Source organism: Mitsuaria chitosanitabida ATCC BAA-476 = NBRC 102408 (assembly GCF_001598255.1).
In the GTDB taxonomy this organism is placed as follows: domain Bacteria; phylum Pseudomonadota; class Gammaproteobacteria; order Burkholderiales; family Burkholderiaceae_C; genus Roseateles; species Roseateles chitosanitabidus.
Map to the genome: position 1 here is coordinate 25,055 of NZ_BCYP01000008.1, position 22,021 is coordinate 47,075.

At 70.8% G+C, this 22,021-nt stretch carries 23 protein-coding genes; 8 read left to right on the forward strand and 15 right to left on the reverse strand.

The annotated features are described in order from the left end of the window. The first annotated feature begins 2 nt into the window (after positions 1-2). The 4 genes from cdd (at position 3) to deoA (ending at position 3,867) form a co-directional block, all read left to right on the forward strand. Positions 3-443 (forward strand): cytidine deaminase, encoded by a 441-nt coding sequence (gene cdd, locus MCHT01_RS05485; RefSeq protein ID WP_084451947.1) that lies wholly within the window; start codon positions 3-5, stop codon positions 441-443. Between the two features lie 89 nt (positions 444-532). Next, positions 533-1,390: a purine-nucleoside phosphorylase gene (locus MCHT01_RS05490; RefSeq protein WP_067063471.1), complete on the forward strand. Its 858-nt coding sequence runs from the start codon at positions 533-535 to the stop codon at positions 1,388-1,390. Positions 1,391-1,574: 184 nt separating this feature from the next. After that, on the forward strand, positions 1,575-2,351 hold the full coding sequence (gene deoC / locus MCHT01_RS05495) for a deoxyribose-phosphate aldolase (protein ID WP_218017869.1): 777 nt from the start codon (positions 1,575-1,577) through the stop codon (positions 2,349-2,351). 196 nt (positions 2,352-2,547) lie between these two features. After that, the gene (gene deoA / locus MCHT01_RS05500; RefSeq protein ID WP_067063474.1) at positions 2,548-3,867 is read left to right on the forward strand and encodes a thymidine phosphorylase; all 1,320 of its coding nucleotides are present in this window, start codon (positions 2,548-2,550) and stop codon (positions 3,865-3,867) included. 108 nt (positions 3,868-3,975) lie between these two features. Here the strand turns inward: deoA and MCHT01_RS25475 are convergent, their stop codons facing one another. The 5 genes from MCHT01_RS25475 to MCHT01_RS05520 all read right to left on the reverse strand — a co-directional run bounded on the left by MCHT01_RS25475 (position 3,976) and on the right by MCHT01_RS05520 (position 8,589). Next, the gene (locus MCHT01_RS25475; protein ID WP_245643170.1) at positions 3,976-4,179 is read right to left on the reverse strand and encodes a type II toxin-antitoxin system HicA family toxin; all 204 of its coding nucleotides are present in this window, start codon (positions 4,177-4,179) and stop codon (positions 3,976-3,978) included. After that, positions 4,179-4,418 (reverse strand): DUF1902 domain-containing protein, encoded by a 240-nt coding sequence (locus MCHT01_RS05505; protein WP_067063627.1) that lies wholly within the window; start codon positions 4,416-4,418, stop codon positions 4,179-4,181. The genes MCHT01_RS25475 and MCHT01_RS05505 overlap by 1 nt, the downstream gene beginning before the upstream one ends. A gap of 262 nt (positions 4,419-4,680) precedes the next feature. Beyond that, positions 4,681-6,978, reverse strand: coding sequence for a diguanylate cyclase domain-containing protein (locus MCHT01_RS05510; protein WP_067063477.1), 2,298 nt, complete (start codon positions 6,976-6,978; stop codon positions 4,681-4,683). Positions 6,979-7,291: 313 nt separating this feature from the next. Further along, entirely contained in the window at positions 7,292-7,954 is a 663-nt protein-coding gene (locus tag MCHT01_RS05515; protein ID WP_067063480.1) for a GNAT family N-acetyltransferase, read from the reverse strand. A gap of 149 nt (positions 7,955-8,103) precedes the next feature. Beyond that, positions 8,104-8,589: a hypothetical protein gene (locus tag MCHT01_RS05520; RefSeq protein WP_067063483.1), complete on the reverse strand. Its 486-nt coding sequence runs from the start codon at positions 8,587-8,589 to the stop codon at positions 8,104-8,106. Between the two features lie 347 nt (positions 8,590-8,936). Between MCHT01_RS05520 and bcaP the strand changes: the two genes are divergently transcribed. Beyond that, positions 8,937-10,337, forward strand: coding sequence for a branched-chain amino acid transporter BcaP (gene bcaP / locus MCHT01_RS05525; RefSeq protein ID WP_067063486.1), 1,401 nt, complete (start codon positions 8,937-8,939; stop codon positions 10,335-10,337). 132 nt (positions 10,338-10,469) lie between these two features. Here bcaP and MCHT01_RS05530 read toward each other — a convergent pair whose 3' ends face one another. Then, positions 10,470-11,594, reverse strand: coding sequence for a branched-chain amino acid ABC transporter substrate-binding protein (locus MCHT01_RS05530; RefSeq protein WP_067063489.1), 1,125 nt, complete (start codon positions 11,592-11,594; stop codon positions 10,470-10,472). A gap of 200 nt (positions 11,595-11,794) precedes the next feature. Beyond that, entirely contained in the window at positions 11,795-12,772 is a 978-nt protein-coding gene (locus tag MCHT01_RS05535) for an alpha/beta fold hydrolase (RefSeq protein WP_084451951.1), read from the reverse strand. A gap of 204 nt (positions 12,773-12,976) precedes the next feature. On the opposite strand from MCHT01_RS05535, the gene MCHT01_RS05540 reads away from it, so the two are divergent. Further along, positions 12,977-13,597, forward strand: coding sequence for a response regulator (locus MCHT01_RS05540; protein WP_067063492.1), 621 nt, complete (start codon positions 12,977-12,979; stop codon positions 13,595-13,597). A gap of 305 nt (positions 13,598-13,902) precedes the next feature. Here the strand turns inward: MCHT01_RS05540 and MCHT01_RS05545 are convergent, their stop codons facing one another. From MCHT01_RS05545 to MCHT01_RS05555, 3 genes are all read right to left on the reverse strand, one after another. Beyond that, positions 13,903-15,144 (reverse strand): DEAD/DEAH box helicase, encoded by a 1,242-nt coding sequence (locus MCHT01_RS05545; protein ID WP_067063631.1) that lies wholly within the window; start codon positions 15,142-15,144, stop codon positions 13,903-13,905. Positions 15,145-15,236: 92 nt separating this feature from the next. Continuing rightward, positions 15,237-16,577 carry an ATP-dependent RNA helicase DbpA gene (gene dbpA / locus MCHT01_RS05550; protein WP_067063633.1) on the reverse strand — a complete coding sequence of 447 codons (1,341 nt, stop codon included), beginning with the start codon at positions 16,575-16,577 and terminating at the stop codon, positions 15,237-15,239. Positions 16,578-16,861: 284 nt separating this feature from the next. Next, positions 16,862-17,113 carry a hypothetical protein gene (locus tag MCHT01_RS05555; protein WP_067063494.1) on the reverse strand — a complete coding sequence of 84 codons (252 nt, stop codon included), beginning with the start codon at positions 17,111-17,113 and terminating at the stop codon, positions 16,862-16,864. Positions 17,114-17,296: 183 nt separating this feature from the next. Between MCHT01_RS05555 and MCHT01_RS05560 the strand changes: the two genes are divergently transcribed. Both MCHT01_RS05560 and MCHT01_RS05565 read left to right on the forward strand, forming a co-directional pair. Beyond that, the gene (locus MCHT01_RS05560; protein WP_218017870.1) at positions 17,297-17,749 is read left to right on the forward strand and encodes a GNAT family N-acetyltransferase; all 453 of its coding nucleotides are present in this window, start codon (positions 17,297-17,299) and stop codon (positions 17,747-17,749) included. Positions 17,750-17,841: 92 nt separating this feature from the next. Further along, a complete protein-coding gene (locus MCHT01_RS05565) occupies positions 17,842-18,207 on the forward strand; it encodes a VOC family protein (RefSeq protein ID WP_067063496.1) in 366 nt (121 codons plus the stop codon). 121 nt (positions 18,208-18,328) lie between these two features. On the opposite strand, the gene MCHT01_RS05570 is transcribed toward MCHT01_RS05565, so the two are convergent. The 5 genes from MCHT01_RS05570 to MCHT01_RS05590 all read right to left on the reverse strand — a co-directional run bounded on the left by MCHT01_RS05570 (position 18,329) and on the right by MCHT01_RS05590 (position 21,913). Further along, positions 18,329-19,093, reverse strand: a complete 765-nt coding sequence (locus tag MCHT01_RS05570; protein ID WP_067063498.1) for a class I SAM-dependent methyltransferase — start codon at positions 19,091-19,093, stop codon at positions 18,329-18,331. A 158-nt stretch (positions 19,094-19,251) separates the two neighbouring features. Beyond that, positions 19,252-19,503, reverse strand: a complete 252-nt coding sequence (locus tag MCHT01_RS05575; protein ID WP_067063500.1) for a hypothetical protein — start codon at positions 19,501-19,503, stop codon at positions 19,252-19,254. A gap of 151 nt (positions 19,504-19,654) precedes the next feature. Beyond that, positions 19,655-20,032, reverse strand: coding sequence for a response regulator (locus tag MCHT01_RS05580; protein WP_067063503.1), 378 nt, complete (start codon positions 20,030-20,032; stop codon positions 19,655-19,657). Between the two features lie 220 nt (positions 20,033-20,252). Then, positions 20,253-21,002 carry an SDR family NAD(P)-dependent oxidoreductase gene (locus MCHT01_RS05585; protein WP_067063506.1) on the reverse strand — a complete coding sequence of 250 codons (750 nt, stop codon included), beginning with the start codon at positions 21,000-21,002 and terminating at the stop codon, positions 20,253-20,255. Next, on the reverse strand, positions 20,999-21,913 hold the full coding sequence (locus tag MCHT01_RS05590; protein ID WP_084451957.1) for a fumarylacetoacetate hydrolase family protein: 915 nt from the start codon (positions 21,911-21,913) through the stop codon (positions 20,999-21,001). The genes MCHT01_RS05585 and MCHT01_RS05590 overlap by 4 nt, the downstream gene beginning before the upstream one ends. Positions 21,914-22,021: the final 108 nt, after the last annotated feature.

Sequence of the window (22,021 nt, forward strand, 5' to 3'; positions counted from 1 at the left end):
TCATGAGCCAAGACCTGATCGCTTCGATTCCGCTGCCGGCGGACCTGATCCAGCAGATGCTGAAGGCGGCGCTGGACGCGCGTCAGCATTCGCATGCCCCTTACTCGAAGTACTTCGTCGGCGCCGCGGTGCTGGACGAGCACGGCCGCATCCACGCCGGCTGCAACATCGAGAACGCCGCCTACCCGCAAGGCTGGTGCGCCGAGACCAATGCGCTGGGCCACATGATCATGGGCGGCGGCCGCATCGCCCGCGCGGTGATGGTGACGGGCGCGGGCTCGGAGATCATCACCCCATGCGGCGGCTGCCGGCAGAAGCTGCGGGAGTTCGCGAAGCCGCAGGACCTGATCGTGATCGCGGGCGACGCCAGCGGCGTGCGGGCGCACTGGACGCTGGAGCAGTTGCTCCCCGCCAGCTTCGGTCCCGATCACCTGACGAGCTGAGCGCCTCACAGACGACCGGCCGGGCCCACGAGGCCCGGTCTTCACATGAAACGCCGCGCGCCCGTCGCGCGCGACCAGGAGAGAGAACCATGTCCACGCCCCTGCAAGGTGCCGAACTCGCGGCCGCCATCACCACCAGCGTCGAGCGCCTGAAGTCCGCGTTCGGCGAGCACGCCCCCGACGTCGCCGTGGTGCTGGGCTCCGGCTGGGCCGGCGCCGTCGATCAGCTGCACGAGGTCCAGAACCTCGCCTATGCCGAGCTGCCCGCCTTCCCGCAGCCCAAGGTCGAGGGCCACGTGGCCGAGATCGCGGTGGGCCGCGTCGGCCAGCAACGCGTGGCGATGCTGCGCGGCCGCGCGCACACCTACGAGAGCGGCGATTGCACCGGCATGGCCGGCGCGATCCGCAGCCTGAAGGCCTGGGGCGTGAAGGTGCTGGTGCTGACGAACGCGTCGGGCAGCCTGCGCTCGCATCAGCCCCCGGGCAGCCTGATGCTGATCTCGGACCACATCAACGCGCCGCAGCGCTCGCCGCTCACCGGCATGAGCGGCAGCGACCGCTTCTGCGACCTGAGCGTGGCCTACGACAAGGAACTGCGCCAGCAAGGCTTCAAGGTCGCGCAGCAGCACAACATGGTGCTGACCGAGGGCGTGTACGTGTGGGCCGTGGGCCCGCACTTCGAGACGCCGGCCGAGATCCGCATGTTCGCCGCCTGGGGCGCGGACGCGGTGGGCATGAGCACCGTCCCCGAGACCATCCTGGCCCGCCACGCGGGTCTGCGCGTGGCCGGCCTGGCGCTGATCACCAACATGGCGGCCGGCATGTCCGACGAGGCGCTGACGCACGCGCTGACGCTGCAGCAGGCCAAGCTGTCGGGCGAGCGCGCGGCGGCCTTCCTGGGCCAGTACTTGGCCTCGCTGGCGACGCTGGAATCGCTGAAGGACTGAGGTCCGGCGAGCGCAAGATCGGGGCCGGAGAAGCCCCGGCGGCGGCCCGCGTGGCCCGCGCGATCGGCCCGATCGCGACGCGGCGCCCGGGTCTCCCTCCGCATGACACGTGGCCGGCGCGGCGCCACGGACAGCCGCGCGCCGCCTCCGATCCCGGAGGTGGGAGAGCAGTAGGGAGCAGTGGATGAAGACCGAGATGAGTCTGGAACAAGCAGCGCGACTGGCGCTGCAATGCCTGGATCTGACCAGCCTGAACGACGGCGACACCGCCGCCGACATCGAGGCGCTGTGCGCCCGTGCCGTCGGCGCGCCGGAGCGGGGCCATGTGGCCGCCGTGTGCGTGTGGCCGAAATTCGTGGCGCAGGCGCGCGCCGCGCTGCCGGCGGACATCCGCGTGGCGGCGGTCGCCAACTTCCCCGACGGCAGCCTGGATCTGCCGCGCGTGCTGGCCGAGATCGAGACGATCGCGCAAGCCGGCGCGCAGGAGGTGGACGTGGTGCTGCCGTACCGCGCGCTGATCGCGGGCCAGTCCAGCGAGGTGGCCGAGTTCCTGGCCGAGGTGCGCCATGCGACGCGTCCGCTGACGCTGAAGGTGATCATCGAGTCGGGCGAGCTCGCCACGACCGAGCGCATCGCCGAGGCGACGCGTCTGGCCCTGATGGCCGGCGCGGATTTCGTCAAGACGAGCACCGGCAAGAGCCCGGTGTCGGCGACGCCGGCGGCGGCCAGGACCATGTTGCACGAGATCGCGGTGAGCGGTCTGGGCAACGCGGGCTTCAAGGCCTCGGGCGGGATCCGCTCGGTGGCGGATGCGCGCGGCTATCTGCAGCAGGCGGCCGCCGAACTGGGCGTGGAGGCGCTGACGGCCCGACGCATGCGCTTCGGCGCGAGCGGCCTGCTCAGCGACATCGAGGCCGTGCTGGCCGGCCAGGACAGCGCCGCGGTGAGCGCGGCGTATTGAACGGAGAAGGGCGCCCAGGGCGCCCTTCATCGCTCCGGAGGGACGGCGCGCGAGGCGCCGCCGGAGGGCCTGGGGCGAGCCGGGCAGCGGAGAAGCGCGATGGCCACGGCGATCGCGCGGGTAGGGACAACGACGACAGCGACGCGACGACGGCGGAGTCGCCGGTGTCGACAACGAGAACGACAAGCGGGACGACATGCTGGTTCAGGAAATCATCCGCGCGAAGCGCGAAGGCCAGGCGCTGGGCGTGGCGCAGATCGATCACTTCGTGCGCGGGCTGGTGGACGGCAGCTGGAGCGAGGGCCAGGTGGCCGCGCTGGGCATGGCGGTCTTCCTGCGCGGCATGGGCCGCGACGAGGCGGTGGCGCTGACGCGCGCGATGATGAACAGCGGCCGCGTGCTGAGCTGGCCGGACATGCCGGGCCCGGTGCTGGACAAGCATTCGAGCGGCGGCGTGGGCGACAAGATCAGCCTGATGCTGGCGCCGCTGGTGGCGGCCTGCGGCGGTTACGTGCCGATGATCGCGGGCCGCGGCCTGGGTCACACGGGCGGCACGGTCGACAAGCTCGAGGCGATTCCCGGCTACACGACGGCGCCGGACTTTGGCGACTTCGATCGCCTGGTGCGCTCGCTGGGCGTGGCGATCATCGGCCAGACCGCCGATCTGGCGCCGGCGGACCGCCGCTTCTATGCGACGCGCGACGTCACCGCGACGGTCGAGAGCGTGCCGCTGATCACGGCGAGCATCCTGTCCAAGAAGCTGGCGGCGGGTCTGCAAGGCCTGGCCATGGACGTGAAGTGCGGCAACGGCGCCTTTGCCGCGACGCGCGAGTTCGGCGAGGAACTGGCGCGCAGCATCGTCGACGTGGCCACGGGCGCGGGGTTGCGCACGCGGGCGCTGATCACCGACATGAACCAGGTGCTGGGGCACGAGGTCGGCAATGCGCTGGAAGTGCGCGGCGCGATCGAGTACCTGACCGGCCGCAAGCCGCGTGAGTCGCGCACCCACGCGCTGACGCTGGCGCTGGGCGCGGAGATGCTGGTGCTGGGTGGCCTGGCGCCGGACACCGCGTCGGCGACGGTGAAGCTGCAAGCGGCGCTGGACAGCGGCGCGGCGGCGGAGCGTTTCGCGAAGATGGTGACCGCGCTGGGCGGTCCCGCGGATCTGCTGGAGAAGCCCGACGCCTACCTGGCCGCGGCGCCCGTGATCCGCGCGGTGCCGGCGCCACGCGCCGGTCGCCTGAGCGCGATGAAGACACGCGACGTGGGCCTGGTGATCGTCGAGTTGGGCGGTGGCCGCCGCCTGCCCGGCGACACCCTGGACATGCGCGTGGGCCTGAGCGAGGTGCGCCAGCTGGGCGATGTCCTCGCCGCGGGCGAGCCGCTGGCGATGGTGCACGCGGCCGATGAGGCCGCCGCGGACCGCGCGATCGCGCAGGTGCAGGCGGCGATGTCCATCGAGGATGCCGATGCTGCGTGGCGTGCGGCGCCGCTGGTGCTGGCGGAGCTCGGCTGAGCAGATCGAGCGTGATGGAGACCGAGACGGCACGGGTGCTGCCCTCGCTGAACCCTCGCCATGGCGGCATCGACCGGACGACGGTGATCCAGGCGGCGGTTCGAGAGATCAGAAGCGCTTGCTCAGTCCTGCCTGTTGCAGCACTGCATTGGCGGTATGTCGGGATCTGATTCGGTGATCCACCGGGAATCGGATCTGGCTGGAAGGTGAGAACCAGATGTCGTGATCGCCCTTGCCGTGGCGGACGAACTCGCATCCCGCCGCGCGAAGAATCCGAACCAGCTCCGGCGTGAAGCTGGCCACCATGGCCATCAGGAGGTGTGGATCGGGGTGATGCTCACGCGGCGCGCGAGCAGCTCCATGGCCAGCTCGGGCCCGGCGGGAAGACAGCCGTTGGCCTCGAGCAGCTCGGGCACGAGCACGCTCAGCTTGGACTCCAGCGCTTCCAGCGTGTCGGCCTCGGTCGCGAGACCCGGCACATCGTGCGACGTGGCGACCCAGACAGCAGCTTCCGGGTCCCACTCGGCGTGGATGAGCAGGGGGCGGTTCATTCGGGGATCGTACGCCACCATGATCTGGATCGATTGCATGCGGGTCACTCCTTGGACGGGCTCGACAAGGGCGCACTCCGCGGATGACGCGGAGCAATGAAGCCTGAATCCTAGGAACGCGGCCGCGGGTCGTCATTGACCTCGATTTGTCTCGTCAACGGAGCCGGCCGACATGTCTCTCCGGCCTCAAGTCGGCATGCCATGCAGATCCAGGTGGTGCAGGTCCTCGCAGGCGAGGGATCCTTCTGCTCGGCGACGACCCTCACACCTCCGCCAGCACATACCGCGACTTCCCCGACTGCTTGGCCTGGTACATGGCCGCGTCGGCGCGCTGGAGGAGGGCGTCGCAGTCGCCGGGCTCGTCGCCGGAGCGCGAGGTCACCGTCGCGCCGCCGATGCTCGCGGAGATCGACACCCGCAGCTCGCCCAACTGGAAGGTCTGCGCCAGCGCGTGCACCAGCTTGGCCGCGACCTTGGCCGATCCGCGGGGCCCGGGCTGCACCAGCGCGATCGCGAACTCGTCGCCGCCCAGGCGCGCGACCAGGTCCCCGGCCCGCACCGCCGCCAGCAGTCGCAACGAGGTCTGCTGGAGCAGCTCGTCGCCCACGCGGTGACCGTGCGTGTCGTTGACCTCCTTGAAGCCGTCCAGATCGACGTAGAGCACCGCCAGGCTGTTGCCGTTGCGGTGGGCCAGCGCCAGGTGCTGCTGCACCATCTGGCGGAACAGCGCCCGGTTGGCCAGCCCGGTCAGCGCGTCGTGGTTCGCCTCGTGCTGGGCCCGGTCCAGCAACTGGGCCGCATGCGCCAGCGCGCGACCCACGCGGTCCACCTCGATCACGCCCAGCGGGGGGACCTGCACCGGCACCCCCGTGCCCAGCGCGAGCGCGGGCTCGGTCAGCGCCTGCACCGCCCCCGCGATGCGGCCGCCGATGCGCCACGCCAGCAGCAGGCTGCCCGCCACGGTCACCGCGAAGCCCGCCAGCAGCCAGGCCAAGGCCGTCGTCGGCGGCGCGTTCAACGTCGCCAACGGCGCGTTGATGGAGACCGACCAGCCCGAGGTGCCGGATCGGACATAGACGGATCGCACCGGGACGCCGTCCAGGCTCATCGTGTCGATCAGACCTTCGCGCTGGGTGTACATCTGGCGGACCAACTCATCGGGACCTGGGCCGCCGACGAAGCGCTCCGGCGACCGGCTGCGCGCCATGACGAGCCCGTGGCGGTCGTACACCGTGGCGATCCAGTCGGGGCTCAACTGCTGGATCGCGAGCAGGTCCTTCAATCGATCGGCGGAGAGCCGCGCACGCAGCCGCGTCGCGCCGAACAGGGCCTGTTTCTCCGTCGGCAAGGGGATGGCGATGTCGAGCAGCGCATCGTTCCCCGCGTCCTTGGGCAGGAGGGCCACCCCCGCGCTCCCGGATGCCGTCGGTGCCACCGCGGAGGCCAGCTGCAGCGCGCCGACCGATGCGCTCCGCTCCGGTCCGCCTGTCATCCAGGGACGCCGGGTGTCCATCACGACGCGGCCGTCGTCGTCCTCGAGCAGCAGCGCGTTGGCGTGCAGCGCCGGCAGCGCGTCCTGCGCCTCCAGGTAGAACGCGCCGAGACTGTCTCCCCGCAGCAGCGTCGATCCGGCCAGCACGCGCAGTCCTGACTCGATGCCGCCCAGGTCCTTGTCCAGTGCCGCGGCGATCGCGCGGGCGGCGTTCTGCTGGTCGTTGGCCTTGAGGTCCCGCAGACGCTGGAAGTCCAGCACGACCAGCGCCAAGGTCAGCAGCGCCGAGGGGAGCACGGCCGCGACGACCAGGAAGACCAGGCGCGAGCGGATCGTCGGCGGCATCGCCTCGTAGATCGAGCTGAGCAGCGTGGTGAGCAGGAAGAGCGAGGCCAGTCCGGCGATGACGAAGGCGAGCCAGGCGCCGCCGATGCCGCCTTCCAGCGCGCCGCAGAGGCTGTCGGCGGAGAAGTCGGCCGCGGCCATGCCGGTGTAGTGCATGCCCACGATGGCCGCGCCCATCACCAGCGCGCTGACCGCCTTCTTGCCGGGGCCCGTGAGGATGGTCTCGTGGCGCAGCTGGAAGCAGATCCGCAGCGCGGCGGTCGAGGCCGCCACCGCCAGCGCGATGGAGAGCAGGAACAGCCCCGGCTGATAGCGGATGCCGGGTCGCATCTGCATCGCGTGCATCCCCAGGTAATGCATGCAGGCGATGCCCAGGCCTATCAGCGTGCCGGCGGTCAGCAGACGCCGCGTGCCCAGATGCGGCCCGCTGATCGTGTGCAGCGCCAGCGCCGAGGACAGCGCCGCGGCGATCCAGGAGACGAGCGTGACCGCCGGGTCGTAGGCCAGCGCGATGGGCAGCGAGAACGCCAGCATGCCCACGAAGTGCATGGCCCAGATCCCCGTGCCCATCGCCATCGCGCCGCAGGCCAGCCAGAAGATGGATCGTGCGCGCGAACCCGCGGCGGAGGCGACGCGCGTGGCCATGTCCAGCGCCACGAAGGAGGCGATCACCGCGGTCACGATGGACAGCGCGACCAACTGCGCGTCGTAGGCGCCGGTCATGGGCTCACCGCCGGGACGGGCCGCGGGAGCGGCCGGGGAGTCGGTCCATCGCTGATTCCTCCGCTGGAGGCGGCCCGGCGTGGCGCGGCCCTGAGGGGCCGTCTCGTGCGGTGCGCCAAGAGGTGGCGGCATCGCCGGGAACGCTGCGGTGATGGTAGCCACGATGGCGTTGGCCCGCCACAACGCGGGTGCTGTCCACCTCGACCTTTGACTGGACACGGTTCCCCGATCCGCAGCCGAACCATGTCTGTACCCGGATTCGGCCTCAGACCGCGCGGCATGCGGCCGGAGAGGGCGCGGCGGCCCTAGAGAGTTACGCGAGCGACGCGGCCGTGACCTCCGCGCCGACGGTCCATCCCAGCGCCGAGTACAGCGCCCGGCCGTCCTCCGTCGCGACGAGCACGCCCAGCGACGCGCCGCGGTTCCAGCAGGCCCTGGCGAGCAGCGACATCAGGACCGAGCCGTAGCCCTTGCGGCGATGGTCGGGTTCGGTGACGACCTGATCGAAGATGGCGGCCGAGCCGGCGAGGGCGGCCTGGGCCCGCGCGGCGGGCTCGCCGTTCGGGGCGAGCAGGGTGGCGGTCATCACGTCGCCCTGCCGTTCGAACTCGACGGGCGGCGCGTCGAGGACGACGCGCGCCTCGGCGAGCGAGGTGTGCATCAGGTACTCGCGTGGATGCAGCGCCCAAGTCGCGGGCAGCAGCGGCCGGACGAGCTCCGGCGCGCCGACCACCTTCAGCCAAGTGCCTGGCTCGCAGGGACCTTGGACGACGGCGCGGATCGCCTCGGCGTCCAGCGCGGGAAACACGTGGCGGACGACATGACCCGGCAGCCCCACCGGAATCGTCAGATGAGTCCCGTGGTCGACCGCCGGCGGCGCGCCGCGCGACACCACCCAACCCTGGACCCAGGCCTGGGCGATGCGGGCGGGTGTCCAGACGATGTCAGGCTCGTGGGGGACGGCGGACTGGGGCACGGTGCAGATCTCCGATCGGGATTCCCGGGCGGTCGAGTATGTCCGTCCGATCCCGGGATGCCGGACGCCATGCGCGTCCCTCTGCGGACGGGTCGCCGCGGATCAGCGCGGCGGAATGGCCACGAGGTGGCGCGCCGGCGTCGCCGCGCTCATGGGCGCTGGAAGCCGTTCTCCACCCACTTCGCCGCGTTGGCCTCGTTGAACTTGAAGTTCGCTGGCACGCGGACCTGCGCGACCTGCTCGCCTTGGGCGTCGCGGGCGGTCATGGTGGCGTAGGGGTTGTCCTCGTCCGGGACGATGTCCAGCAGGATCTCCAGGCGGCCGTCGGGCGTGTCCAGCTTCAAGGACTTGTGCAGCTGCGCATGCAGTTGCTGCTCATGACGGCGAAGGACCTCGGAGGCGGTCTTCACCAGCGTGTTGAAGGCGGCGGTGTCCAGCGGCTTGGGGTTCTTCTTGTCGCGGCCCATGGTCCAGGGGCCCACGAGGGCCGGCTCGGCCTCGCCGTGCAGGGTCATGGCCACGGCCCAACCCTCGTCGTCCTCGTTCTTGATGACCTGCGCGGTCCAGCGTTCGTCGCGCCACAGGCGCGGCTCCTGAATGATGGTGACTTCGTCGTCCGGGAAATTCGTGCTCATCCGGTCGAAGGTATCACGGCCTCAGTCCTTCTCGCGGCAGGAGGCGCCGTAGGCCTCGCGGTACGGGCGATCGAAGCAGGCCGCGATGCCCTTCAGCACCTGATGGTTCGTCGCGTTGCCGGTCGATTTCTCCGTGGAGCGCCCGCTGGCCCACGCAAGTCAGTCACTTTAGGCCGTTGCGGCCAGACATCTGCTTCCCCCACGATCGGTGACCTCGATCGGGTCGGTCTTCCCGGGGACGCCGTGGTCGATGGCGGGTATGCGCCCATCGGTGCGCATACAGTGTGGGGTTCCGCGATCGGACGGGCGCCTGGCGCTCGGCGGTCGCGGCTTGCAGGAGAAGTAGTTTGAGTCTGTTCCGTACCAAGAATCTCGATGAGCTGCTGGCCCATGCCAGCGCCCCCGGTCATGGCCTGAAGAAGGTGCTCGGTCCCCTGGACCTCGTGCTCATCGGCATCGGCGCCATCGTCGGCACCGGCATCTTCGTGCTCACCGGCACCGGCGCGCTGACCGCCGGCCCCGCGCTCACGATCTCGTTCGTCATCGCCGCGCTGGCCTGCGCCTTCGCCGCGCTCTGCTACGCGGAATTCGCCAGCTCCATCCCGGTGGCCGGCTCCGTCTACACCTACAGCTACGCCACCCTGGGCGAGCTCGTCGCCTGGATCATCGGCTGGGACCTGATGCTCGAGTACGGCCTGGCCGTCTCCGCCGTCGCGGTCGGCTGGTCCGGCTACTTCCAGTCGCTGCTGTCCGGCCTCGGCGTCACGCTGCCCACGGTGCTCACCGCCGCCCCGGGCGCCCAGCCCGGCGTGCAGACCTGGTTCAACCTCCCGGCCTTCGCCATCGTCATCGTCCTGACCTGGCTGCTCTCGCTGGGCATGCGCGAGTCCAGCCGCCTGAACAACATCATGGTGGCCGTGAAGATCGGCGTCGTGCTGCTCTTCATCATCGTCGGTGCCCGCCACGTCAGGCCCGAGAACTGGCAGCCCTTCGCGCCCTTCGGCATGAACGGCGTGCTCAGCGCCGCCGCCCTGGTGTTCTTCGCCTTCATCGGCTTCGACGCGGTGTCCTCCGCCGCCGAGGAAGTGAAGCGCCCCGACCGCGACCTGCCCATCGGCATCATCGGTTCGCTGCTGGTGTGCGCCGCGCTCTACGTCGTGGTGTCGCTGATCATGACCGGCATCGTCCCGTTCAAGGACTTCGCCGGCGTCGACCATCCGGTCTCGCTGGCGCTGCAGCGGGCCAACGAGCTCTGGGTCGCGGGCTTCGTCGACCTGGGGGCCATCGTCGGCATGACGACGGTGATCCTGGTGATGGCCTACGGCCAGACCCGCATCATCTACGCGATGTCGCGCGACGGCCTGCTGCCGCGCCGGCTGTCCGAGCTGCATCCGCGCCACGGCACGCCGTATGTCGCGACCTGGCTGGTGGGCGTCGTCTTCGGCCTGATCGCGGCCCTGGTGCCGCTGAACGTGCTGGCCGAGCTGATCAACATCGGCACGCTGGCCGCCTTCTGCCTGATCGCGATCGCCGTGATCGTGCTGCGCCGCACGCGCCCGGACCTGCCGCGCGCCTTCCGCTGCCCGGCCGTCCCCGTGGTGCCGCTGCTGGCGGTGGCCCTGTGCGTCACGCTGATGAGCTTCCTGCAGGCCACGACCTGGATCGCCTTCGCGGTCTGGGTGGGGCTGGGACTGATCGTCTACTTCGGCTACGCCCGCCAGCGCTCGCTGCTGCATCGCGGCAGCTGAGTCGCGCAGCCCGGACCGCGCGCGGATCGTCGCGCGGTCTGTCGCACTGACCGGGTCGCGAGGGAACCGGCGCCGGCGGCGAGCGCGCCGCCGGCGGGGTGGGGCCGATCACCGCGGATCAGGCCCCGGCCTTCACAGGCTCTTCAGCGGCACGACGTCCTTGCCCTTGAGGGTGAACACCGTCACCGCCGAGGACTTCAGGTCGTGCTTGGCGTCGTACGCGTACTCGCCGGCGACGCCGGCGTAGCTCGACTTGGCCAGGTGCTCGCCCACCTTCTTCGGATCGGTGGACTGCGTGGCTTCCATCGCCGTCGCCAGCAGGTAGGCCCCGTCATAGAAGGCCGCGGCGTAGGTCAGCGGGTCACGCTTGAACTCGGCCTTGTACTTGTCGATGAACTGCTTGCCCTTGGCGCTGCGGTCGATCAGCGCGCCGCCTTGCGTGCAGAACACGTTCATGTCGCCCGCGACCTGCGACAGCGTCGCCGTCTCGACCGAGCAGATGCCATCCCCGCCCAGCAGCGGCGCGGCAATGCCCAGGCCGCGCATCTGGCGCAGCAGCGGGCCGCCTTGCGCCGAGTAGCCGCCGTAGAAGACGGCGTCGGGCTTGGCGGCCTTCACGGCGGTCAGGATGCTGCTGAAGTCCGTGGCCTTGTCGTTGGTGAACTCCTTGGCCACGACCTTGATGCCGAGCTTCGTGGCCTGCGCGGTGAACTCCTGCGCCACGCCCTGGCCGTAGGCGGTGCGGTCGTCGATGACGGCCACCGTCTTGACCTTCAGGTCCTGCGCCGCGTAGACGGCCATCTTGGCGCCGAGCTGGTTGTCGGTCGCGCCGATGCGGAACAGGTTGGTCTGGTTCTGCGTGGTGATCTTGGGATTGGAGGCCACGGTCAGCACGATCACGCCGCCGTCGGCGAACACGCGCGAGGCGGGCATGGTCACGCCCGAGTTGTAGGGCCCCAGGACGAACTTGACCTTCTTGTCGACCAGGGTCTGCGCCACCTGCACGCCCTGGCGGGGATCGGCGGTGTCGTCGTTGACGTCCAGGTCGAACTGGACCGGCTTGCCGCCGATCTTGATGCCCTTGGCGTTGAGCTCCTTGATCGCGAGCGCCGCGCCGTCGCGGTTGTCGGTGCCGTAGCCGGCCTGCGGTCCGGTGACCGGGCTCATGAAGCCGATGCGCACGCGCTCCTGGGCCTGGCAACCCAGGGCGACCAGGCCGGCCGCGAGCGCCAGCAGTTTCAATGTCGTCTTGTTCATGTGACTTCCTCAGGGAGGTGGACGGTGAGACCACGGGCCCGCCGCGTCTCCTGGCCGCGGGCCGATGCCCCGCCCCGGGGATCGCCCGGCGGCGGAGACCGTGATGGTAGTCCCGGGCCCCGGCGTCGGGGCCTCGCATGAACAGGCGACTTGCGGTGGGTCAAGGCCCGGGCGCGGAGCTGCCCGGGCGTCTCGCCGGCTCAGCGGGCCAGGAAGTCCCGCACCGCGCGCGTCGTGACCTCGGGGGCTTCCTCCATCAGCCAGTGACCGGCGCCGGGCACGACCAGCTCGGTGACCTGCGTGGCGGCGTTGCGCATCACGATGGCCTCGTTCGGGCCGAAGGACTTCTCGCCGCCGATGGCCAGCACCGGCATGGTGAGCTTGGTTTTCATCGAGACGGCGTTGTCCTCCGCGTCCTTGCGGATGGACTGGAACTGCGCGAACGCCGCTTTCATCGCGCCCGGCCTGGCGTACAGGGCGGCGTAGTGCGCGCGGGTAGCCTCGTCCACGCGCGAGGGATCGCCGGCGAACTCGTTCCAGAAGCGATCCAGATAGATGCGCTCGCGGCCGTCGACCAGGCGCAGCGCGTCGGGACCGCCGAAGTCGAAATGCCACAGCGCGGGCCAGCGCACGATCGTGTCCCAGGGCGGGATGCCCGGTACCGGCGCGTCCATCACGACGAGCTTGCGGGTCTGCGCCGGATACCGGGCCGCGAAGGCGTAGGCCACCATGGTGCCGATGTCGTGGCCGACCACGTCGACCTGCTGGATGTCCAGTTGGTCCAGCACGGCGCGGAGGTCGGCGGCCTGGGTGCGCTTGTCATAGCCGCCGGCGGGCTTGGTCGACAGCCCCATGCCGCGCAGGTCCGGCACGACCACGCGGTGCGTCTTGGCCAGTTCCACCGCCAGCGGCGTCCACATGTCACCGGTGTCGCCGAAGCCATGGATCAGCACCACGGCCGGGCCCTGGCCGCCGACGCGCACATGGATGCGGGTGTCGGCATCGACGGTGATGTCGGACAGGCGGAAGCTGGACGGGTAGGCCTGGACATCGGCCCGGGCGGGCAGGGCGGCCACGGTGCTCAGCGCGAGCGCGGCGAGCGCTGCGGCGGCCCCGCGCGCGAGGCGGCGGGACAGGCCGCGGGCGGGGGAGACGACAGGGAACGGGAGGTGGGACATGGTGATGACCTCGTGGTGTTGAAAGCGCTGTCGAATCCTCGCGATCCTCCACGCGCCGCGCCATGCCGGCAAGGGCAGCCGCCTCCTCTCTCTTTGGGACAGGCCTCTCTCCAAGGAGAGAACCCCGGGCCCCACCGATCGGGCAGAGTGGGCCCGCGCTCGGCGCCGCGGGCTCGATCCGCCCAGAGAAAAAGGAGAGCGAACATGAGTCCCATCCGCGTGATGACCGTCGACGATCACCCGATGCTGCGCGAGGGCCTGGCCGGCGCGATCGCGGCGCAGCCCGACATGTGCCTGGTCGCCGAGGCCCAGGACGGCCTGGAGGCCATCGAGGCCTTCCGCCGCCACCGGCCCGACGTCACCTTGATGGATGTGCGCATGCGCGGCCTGGACGGGATCGCGGCGCTGCAGGCGATCCGTGCCGAGTTCCCCTGCGCCCGCGTCGTGATGCTGAGCAGCTTCCGCGGCGACGCCCAGCTGATGCAGGCGATGCAGGCCGGCGCCGCCGGCTATCTGCTGAAGGAGTCCCTGCGCAAGGAACTGCTGGAGACCATCCGCCTGGTGCATGGCGGCGGCCGGCGCATTCCCCCGGACCTGGCCATCCAGCTGGCCGAGCGCATGGCCGACGAACCGCTCACCGAGCGCGAGACCACCGTGCTGCGCCTGGTGGCGGACGGACGTTCCAACAAGCGCATCGGCGGCCAGCTGGACATCGCCGAGGGCACGGTCAAGGCGCACATGAAGAACATCCTGGGCAAGCTCGCGGCGAGCGACCGCACGCATGCGGTGACCATCGCGCTGCGGCGGGGAATCATCGAGCTGTGAGCGCCGGGGGGCGACGGCGAGGGGCCGCACGGCCCTTCGGGGCTCAGGCAGCGCGGCGTGCCGGACGGTGAGGTCTGTAGGCAATCGCCCGACACGCCGATCAGGCGATCACCTATGGCGTTGATTTGATAAATCTGGAAAATTCGCTCCATGCCGCCGGCGCTCCCGCGTTGACGGCATCCTGCTTTTCCTCCCTGAGCAGGGACTGTAGACAACAGTCTTTCGGGGCCCGATCTGCCAAGCGATCGGGCCCTTTTCTTTTGCCGCGTGGCGCGGCGTTATCGTTTTTATCGATTCAGGCGAGGTCAGGAGCGCTTGATCGGGCCTTCACCCAGGCGCGCCAGGCCGGCCGCGCGCAGCTTGTCCTTCTTGCTGGGGCGCTTGCCCTTGATGCCGCCGGTGGCCTGTTCGGGCGTGGCGGTCTGCGTGGGCTCGAAGCCGGCGATGCGCTCGCGCGCGACGCGCAGGCCCTGACGCTTCTCGATCAGGCGGAAGTGGGACTCGGTGTCCGCGGTGACGAAGGAGATCGCCAGCCCGCTCGCGCCGGCCCGCGCGGTGCGGCCGATGCGGTGGACGTAATCCACCGTCGAGCGGGGCAGGTCGTAGTTGACGACCACCGGCAGCTGCGCGATGTCGATGCCGCGCGCGCCCAGGTCGGTGGCGACCAGCACCCGCAGCTCGCGGCTCTTGAACTCGGACAGGATGCGGGCCCGCGCGCCCTGGCTGGCGTCGCCGTGGAAGGCCTCCGCGGCCAGGCCGGCACGGCGCAGCTTGTCGGCCACGTGGTCGCAGGCATAGCGCGTCGCGACGAAGACCAGCACCCGCGACCACGCGCCGTCCTCGATCAGGTGGCGCAGCAGCGGCGTGCGGCGATCGGTGTCGACCTCGATGGCGCGCTGCTCGATGTCGGCCTGCGACAGCGGCGCGTCGGAGACGTCGATGCGCACGGGATCACGCAGCAGTTCGTCCGCGAGGGCCTGGACTTCGGTCGGGAAGGTGGCCGAGAACAGCAGGTTCTGGCGACGGCGCGGCAGCAGCGCCAGCACCTCCGACACCTCGTCCGCGAAGCCGCCGTCCAGCAGCCGGTCGGCCTCGTCCAGCACCAGGCAGTCGAGGCGGGACAGGTCCACGCCGTTCTTGTCGACCACGTCCAGCAGCCGGCCCGGCGTGGCGACGACGATGTCCGTCCCGCCGCGCAGCGCCATCAGCTGCGGATTGATGGACAGCCCGCCCACCAGCACCGAGACCTTGACCGGCTCTTCCAGCGACTGGCCGATCGCGCGCAGCGTGTCGCCGACCTGGGCGGCGAGCTCGCGTGTCGGGACCAGGACCAGCACCTGCGCGCGGCGCAGCGCGGGTCGGACCTCGACATCGAAGCGGCGCATCACCGGGAAGGCGAAGGCCGCCGTCTTGCCCGAGCCGGTCGAGGCGCAGGCGCGGACGTCCCGGCCGGCCAGCGCCGCCGGAATGGCGGCGGCCTGGATCGGGGTCGGGACCTCGAAACCCAGCGCGTCCGCCGCGCGCAGCAGGCGCGGTGTCAGACCCAGCGCGGCGAAGTCGGCCGGGGCGCTCGTGGCGGCATCGGCCGCGGAGGTCGCCGCGTCATCGGCGGCCGCATCGGGGCGGGACGTCGCGTCGCTCACAGCAGCCTCGCCTTCACCGACTTGCCCTTGACCTTGCCGGCGTTCAGCGCGCGCAGCACCCGGGGGGCGACGTCGCGATCCACGGCCACGTAGGTGGAGAACTCGTTGACGTTGATCTTGCCGATCTGCGCGCCCTCGAAGCCCATGTCCTTGGTCAGCGCGCCCAGCACGTCGCCGGGGCGGATCTTCTCCTTGCGTCCTCCCAGGATCTGCACCGTCACCATGGGCGGATGCAGCGGCTCGGCGCCGGGCGGGGCGACCAGCTCGTCGAGCTTGTGCCACGGGTTGACGCTGCCCTGCATCTGGTCGATGCGGCCGACGCGGCCCATCTCGTCGAGGCTGGCCAGGCTGAAGGCCCAGCCGTCGCCGTCCGCGCGGCCGGTGCGACCGATGCGGTGCACATGGACCTCGGGATCGGGCGTGATGTCGACGTTGATGACGGCTTCGAGCTGCGCGATGTCCAGGCCGCGCGCGGCGACGTCGGTCGCGACCAGCACGCTGCAGCTGCGATTGGCGAAGCGCACCAGGACCTGGTCGCGATCGCGCTGGTCCAGATCGCCGTGCAGTTCGAGCGCGACGATGCCCTCGGCCTGCAGCACCGCCACCAGGTCACGGCATTGCTGCTTGGTGTTGCAGAAGGCGAGGGTGCTGGCGGGGCGGTAGTGGTTCAGCAGCAGGCCGACGGCGTGCAGGCGCTCGCTCTCGGTCACCTCGTAGAAGCGCTGGCGGATCTTGCCGGCGGCATGGCGCTCGGTCAGCGTCAGCTGCTGCGGGTCGCGCATGAAGCGGCCGGCCATGGCGGCGACGCCGTCCGGATAGGTCGCCGAGAACAGCAGGGTCTGTCGCTGCTTCGGGCAATGGGCGACGACCTGGGCGATGTCCTCGGCGAAGCCCATGTCGAGCATGCGGTCGGCTTCGTCCAGCACCAGCGTGTTCAGGGCCTCCAGCGACAGCGTCTCGCGCGACAGGTGATCGAGGATGCGGCCCGGCGTGCCGACGACGATGTGGGCGCCGTGGGCCAGGCTGGCGAGCTGGTTGCGGATGGGCGCGCCGCCGCACAGCGTCAGCGTCTTGATGTTGTCCTCGGCGCGGGCCAGGCGGCGGATCTCCTGGGTGACCTGCTCGGCGAGCTCGCGGGTGGGGCAGAGCACCAGGGCCTGGACCGCGAAGCGGCGCGGATTCAGGTTGGCCAGCAGCGGCAGCGTGAACGCGGCGGTCTTGCCGCTGCCGGTCTTGGCCTGGGCGATCAGGTCGCGGCCCGCCAGCGACAGCGGCAGGCTGGCGGCCTGGATGGGCGTCATCGAGAGGTAGCCCAGCTGCTGGAGCGTCGCCTGCATGGACGGCGACAGGGGCAGGCTGGCGAAGGCGTTGGCGTCGGAGGCGGCGGGCTTGGCGCCGGGCGCCGGGGACGCGGGCGCGGACGCGCCAGGAACGGAGGAGTCGGTCGGGAGCATGCGCGATTGTCCCTCAGCCGCCTGACGATCCGCGATCGGTCGTGATCGGAGGCGATCCGCAGGCGCGGGCACCATGCAAAACGCCCGGCGTTTGCCGGGCGTCATGCGTGAAGCGATCGGGCCTGTCAGCGCGGATCGCTCCGCCGAGTCAGCGCAACCGGCCAGGCTTACAGCGCGGAGGCGACCTGGGTCGCGTCGGCGGAGGTGTCGCGGCGGCCGGTGACGTAGACGGTGGGCAACTGCTCGCGCTTGACGGTGATGACCACCGGATCCAGGGTGACCACCGAGGCGCGCAGCTCGCGCTGACCCTGGGCGTGGGCGATGCCGAAGAGCACGGCCAGCGAAGCGACGGCGCCGAAGGCGACGGCCTTGATGGTGGTGTGGGTGGCGGTCGCGAGGGCGAAGCGGGTGGTGGTCATGGTGGGCTCCTGAGGTCGGTTGGCTGTGTCGATGGAGTCAGTGTCGTCATCGGCGACTGACCTTTCGAGGCTGTCGCGACCAACCCGCGGGGCTGTGGCGTGAGCTGCATCTGTGGCCGACGAGTGGGCGAACCTCCCATGCGTCAAACAAGACCCGGCGTGGCGCGCACCGACAATGCGCCGATGGAAACCACCTGGACCGCGCGGAAGGCGCTCCCTGGCGACGCCGAGCTGATCGCCTCCCATGCCTGCTATCGGGAAGAAGACATGGCGCGCCGCGCCGGCTATGCCGAGTGGGTCAAGCCCCGCATCGGCGCCCGGAAATACCTCGGTCTGATCGCGATGCGGGGCGACGAGGTGCTCGGCGGCGCCGGCCTGGTGCTGCTGGACTGGGGCCCGACGCGGGCGAACCCGAGCGGCCAGATGGGCCGCGTCGTCAATGTGTTCACCGCGCCGCACTCCCGGGGCCAGGGCATCGCGCGGACGCTCGTCGCGCGTCTGCTCGAGCAGGGCGAGGCGCTGGGCATGCGCGAGTTCAACCTCGGCGCGACGCCCGAGGCCCGGTCGCTCTACGCGGGTCTGGGTTTCGCCGACTACGCGCCGGAGATGCGACGCCGGGTCCCGGCCACGGTCTGACACAGATCCGGACCAGGACTTTCGGTCGGGAGGCTCGCGAGCGGGCAGGATGCGCGCTTCCCGTGCATCCGCCCTCGATCCCAGGAGTCTCCATGTTCGACCACGTCAAGTTCGGCGTCAGCGACTATCCCGCCAGCCGCGAGTTCTATCTGAAGGCGCTGGCGCCGGTCGGCGCCCAGCCGCTGCAGGAGTTCGACGACGGCATCGAGATCGGGGTGGAAGGCAACATCGCCACGCTGTGCCTGTTCCAGACCGCCGAGAAGCCCGCGCACCTGCACATCGCCTTCGTCGCGCAGACCCGCGCCCAAGTCGATGCGTTCTACCGCGCGGCCCTGGCCGCGGGCGCCCAGGACAACGGCCCGCCCGGCCTGCGGCGCTATCACGCGAACTACTACGCCGCCTTCGTCATCGGGCCGGATGGTCACAACATCGAGATGGTGTGTCACCAGCCCGAGTGACGGCACCATCCCTCCAGGCCCTCCAGGCCCTCCAGGCCCTCCAGGCCCTCCAGGCCCTCCAGGCCCTCCAGCGTTGACCCTGACCCTGACGCTCCGGCCCTGACGCCTGGGCGGGCACGGGTCAGACGGTGCCCAGCCTCATGTTGATCGGCCAGCGGACTTCGCGTCGCGTGGTCGGGTCGCCCCACATCTCGGCGAATTCCGCGGCGAAGCGGTGCAGCAGGGCCTCCTGGCCCGCCTCGCGGGCGCTGCGGATGGCGGACCAGGTCGAGACGTAGCCCAGCATCTCGTCCAGGGTCCATGGCTTGCGGATCTCGAGCGCCGGCCCGGGACGCTCGTCGAAGGGGAAGTCGATGCTCGCGTATCCGGCGTCCACCAGGCGGCGCTCGGCCGGCCAGTAGCGGCCGACCTCGTCCGCGTAGAAGCGCTGGATGCGCCCGTCCAGCGCGCGGTCCCGCGCGCCGTCCAGGGCGAGGACGCCATAGCTCAGCAGGGACACGACCGCGCCGGGCGCGGCCACGCGCCGGACCTCCTCGTAGAAGCGCGGCAGGTCGAACCAGTGGGCCGCCTGCGCGGCGGTGATCAGGCCGGCGCTGCCGGGTTCCGCCTGCAGCTGCTCGGCGGCGGACTGCCGGTACTCGACCCGGGGATGGGCGACGGCGTTGGCCAGTTGATCCGCGCTGGGATCCAGTCCGAGGACCTGGTCGAAATGGTCGGCGAGCTGCGTCGTGAGCTGACCGTTGCCGCAGCCCACGTCGACCGCCAGACGCCGTGTCGGCGCGACGGAGGACAGGAAGGCGGCCAGCGAGGGCGGGTACTCCGGGCGGAAGCGGGCGTAGGCGGCGCCGCCTTGGTCGAACCAGTTCTTGGACGGAGCGGTGGACATCGGGGAACTCCTGGTGCGCTGCGACTCGGGGATTCTGCGACGGGACCGCCGCCCGAGGGGCGAAAAGCAGAACGCCCGGCGTTTGCCGGGCGTCATGCGTGAAGCGATCGGGCCTGTCAGCGCGGATCGCTCCGCCGAGTCAGCGCAACCGGCCAGGCTTACAGCGCGGAGGCGACCTGGGTCGCGTCGGCGGAGGTGTCGCGGCGGCCGGTGACGTAGACGGTGGGCAACTGCTCGCGCTTGACGGTGATGACCACCGGATCCAGGGTGACCACCGAGGCGCGCAGCTCGCGCTGACCCTGGGCGTGGGCGATGCCGAAGAGCACGGCCAGCGAAGCGACGGCGCCGAAGGCGACGGCCTTGATGGTGGTGTGGGTGGCGGTCGCGAGGGCGAAGCGGGCGGTGGTCATGGTGGGCTCCTGAGGTCGGTTGGCTTGTCGATGGAGTCAGTGTCGTCATCGGCGACTGACCTTTCGAGGCTGTCGCGACCAACCCGCGGCCAGGCGGCGTGAACTGCATGTCCGGCCGACGGGCGGCGGCCGATCCAGGGAACCGGCGGGCTCAGTGGGCCATCCAGGCGGCGTGGGAGTCCCGGCACAGGTCGGTGACCAGGCGCTCGAAGTCATTGGACTTGTCGTAGAAGCCGTCGGCGCCGCAGGAGATCACGCGCGCCTCGTAGGTCGCGCGGTCCTCGGAGCTCAGCACCAGGATGCGGCCCCGGAAGCGCGCCGCCCGCAGCCGCTCGATCAGCCCCATCCCGGAACCCCCGTCGATGCGCAGGTCCACCAGCACCACGTCCGGCGCGCTCAGCGCGATGCTGCTCATCCCGGCGTTCTCGCTGGAGGCCTGGGCCACCACGCGGATGGAGGTTTCGGACTCCAGCCGGGCGACCATCAGGCGACGCAGCAGCGGGCAATCCTCGATCAAGGCGACTTTCATGATGTTCTCCCTGGTATGGGATCAATCATGGGTGACGGACCTCACGATTGCGAGGCCGCGCCTGCGTCAGCACCGGTGCGGGCGGACGCCGACGCCGTGTAGTCGGATGGACTACATGTCCCCGTCCAGGGGACATCGCGTCCGCGCCGACGCGTCCGCTTCCCCCGAATGGGGGGCGAGGGGCCGGACGGCCGCCTCGGGAAGGCTCGCCCGGCGCCGCCTAATAGGTGGCCCGGCCGCCGGTCGCGTCGAAGACCGCGCCGGAGTTGAACGAGCATTCCTCGCTCGCCAGCCAGCCAACCAGGGCGGCGATTTCCTCCAGCGTGCCGAAGCGCCCCTGCGGGATGTGCGACAGCATGAAGGCCACATGGGCGTCGCTCATCTGGTCGAACAGCGGCGTGCGCACCGCCGCCGGTGCGACGCAGTTCACCCGGATCGGCGTCGTCGCCAGTTCCTTGCCCAGCGCCTTGGTCAGGCCGATCACCCCGGCCTTGGAGGCGCTGTAGGCCGCGGCGTTGGGATTGCCCTCCTTGCCGGAGATGGAGGCGATGTTGACGATCCGTCCGTAGCCGTTGCGCTCCATGTGCGGCACGGCCGCCCGGTCGCAGTAGAAGACGCCATGCAGGTTGACGTCCACGACCTGCCGCCACGCGTCGAGCGGGTAGTCGCGCACTGGCGCGTTGGGGCCGGAGATGCCCGCGCTGGCGACCAGGATGTCCAGCTTGCCGCCCAGCGCGGTGACGCTGGCCGCCATGCTGCGGGCGACTTGCTCCGCATCGGACACGTCCAGCGCCGCGATGTGCGCCGCGCCGCAGGCCCGCTGGGCCGTGAGCAGCGTGTCCTCGCGCAGGTCCCACAGGCTGACGCGCGCGCCCTCGGCGATCAATCGCGCCGCGATGGCCTGGCCGAAGCCGGAGGCGCCGCCGGTGACGATGGCCGTCCGGCCCTTGAAGCGATCGGGGAAATTCATGCCGATGCTCCCTGACCCGGCGCCGCGGCGCGCTCATCCGGTCCGGCCGGACCGCGGCGCGGGGCCTCCTGCCAGGACCGCACGACCTGGCGCTGCTCGCCGAGACCCGCGATGCCCAGCGTCATCACGTCGCCCGGCCTGAGGAAGCGCGGATCGGGCTTGTGGCCCAGGCCGACGCCGGCCGGCGTCCCGGTGATGATCAGATCCCCCGGCTCCAGCGTCATGAAGCGGCTGACGTAGCTCACCAGCTGGGCGCAACTGAAGATCATGTTGCCCGTGTGGCCGTCCTGCATGCGCTGGCCGTTCACGTCCAGGCGCAGCGCGAGTGCCTGCGGATCGGGGACCTCGTCGGTGGTGACCAGCCAGGGGCCGACCGGGCCGAAGCTGTCGCAGCCCTTGCCCTTGTCCCAGCTGCCCCCGCGTTCGAACTGGTAGGACCGCTCGCTGACGTCGTTGGCCACGCAGTAGCCGGCCACGTGGTCCAGCGCCGAGGCCTCGTCCACATGGCTCGCGCGGCGGCCGATCACGAGGCCCAGTTCGACCTCCCAGTCGCCCTTGACCGCGCCCGGCGGCAGCACCACCGGATCGTCGGGGCCCGAGAGCGCGCTCGTCGCCTTCAGGAAGACCAGCGGCTCGGCGGGGATGGGCAGGTTCGCCTCCTTCGCGTGATCGACGTAGTTGAGGCCGATCGCGACGATCTTGCCGATGCCGGCGACGGGAACGCCCAGGCGGCCCGCGGGGACGACGGGCAGCGTCGTGGGGTCGACGGCGCGCAGACGGGCCAGCGTCGCGGCGTCCAGCGTGGCGGGGGCGATGTCGTCGATCAGCGTCGACAGGTCGCGGACGATGCCGTCGGCATCGAGCAAGCCGGGCTTCTCTTGGCCGGGCTCGCCGTGGCGGAGCAGTTTCATGGGGAACTCCTTGGAGGCAGGATGGAGAACGGGACCGAGACCGAGACCGAGACCGGGATCGATGTCGATGTCGATGTCGCGTTCAGGACCTGGGTTGAGGGCGAGCGC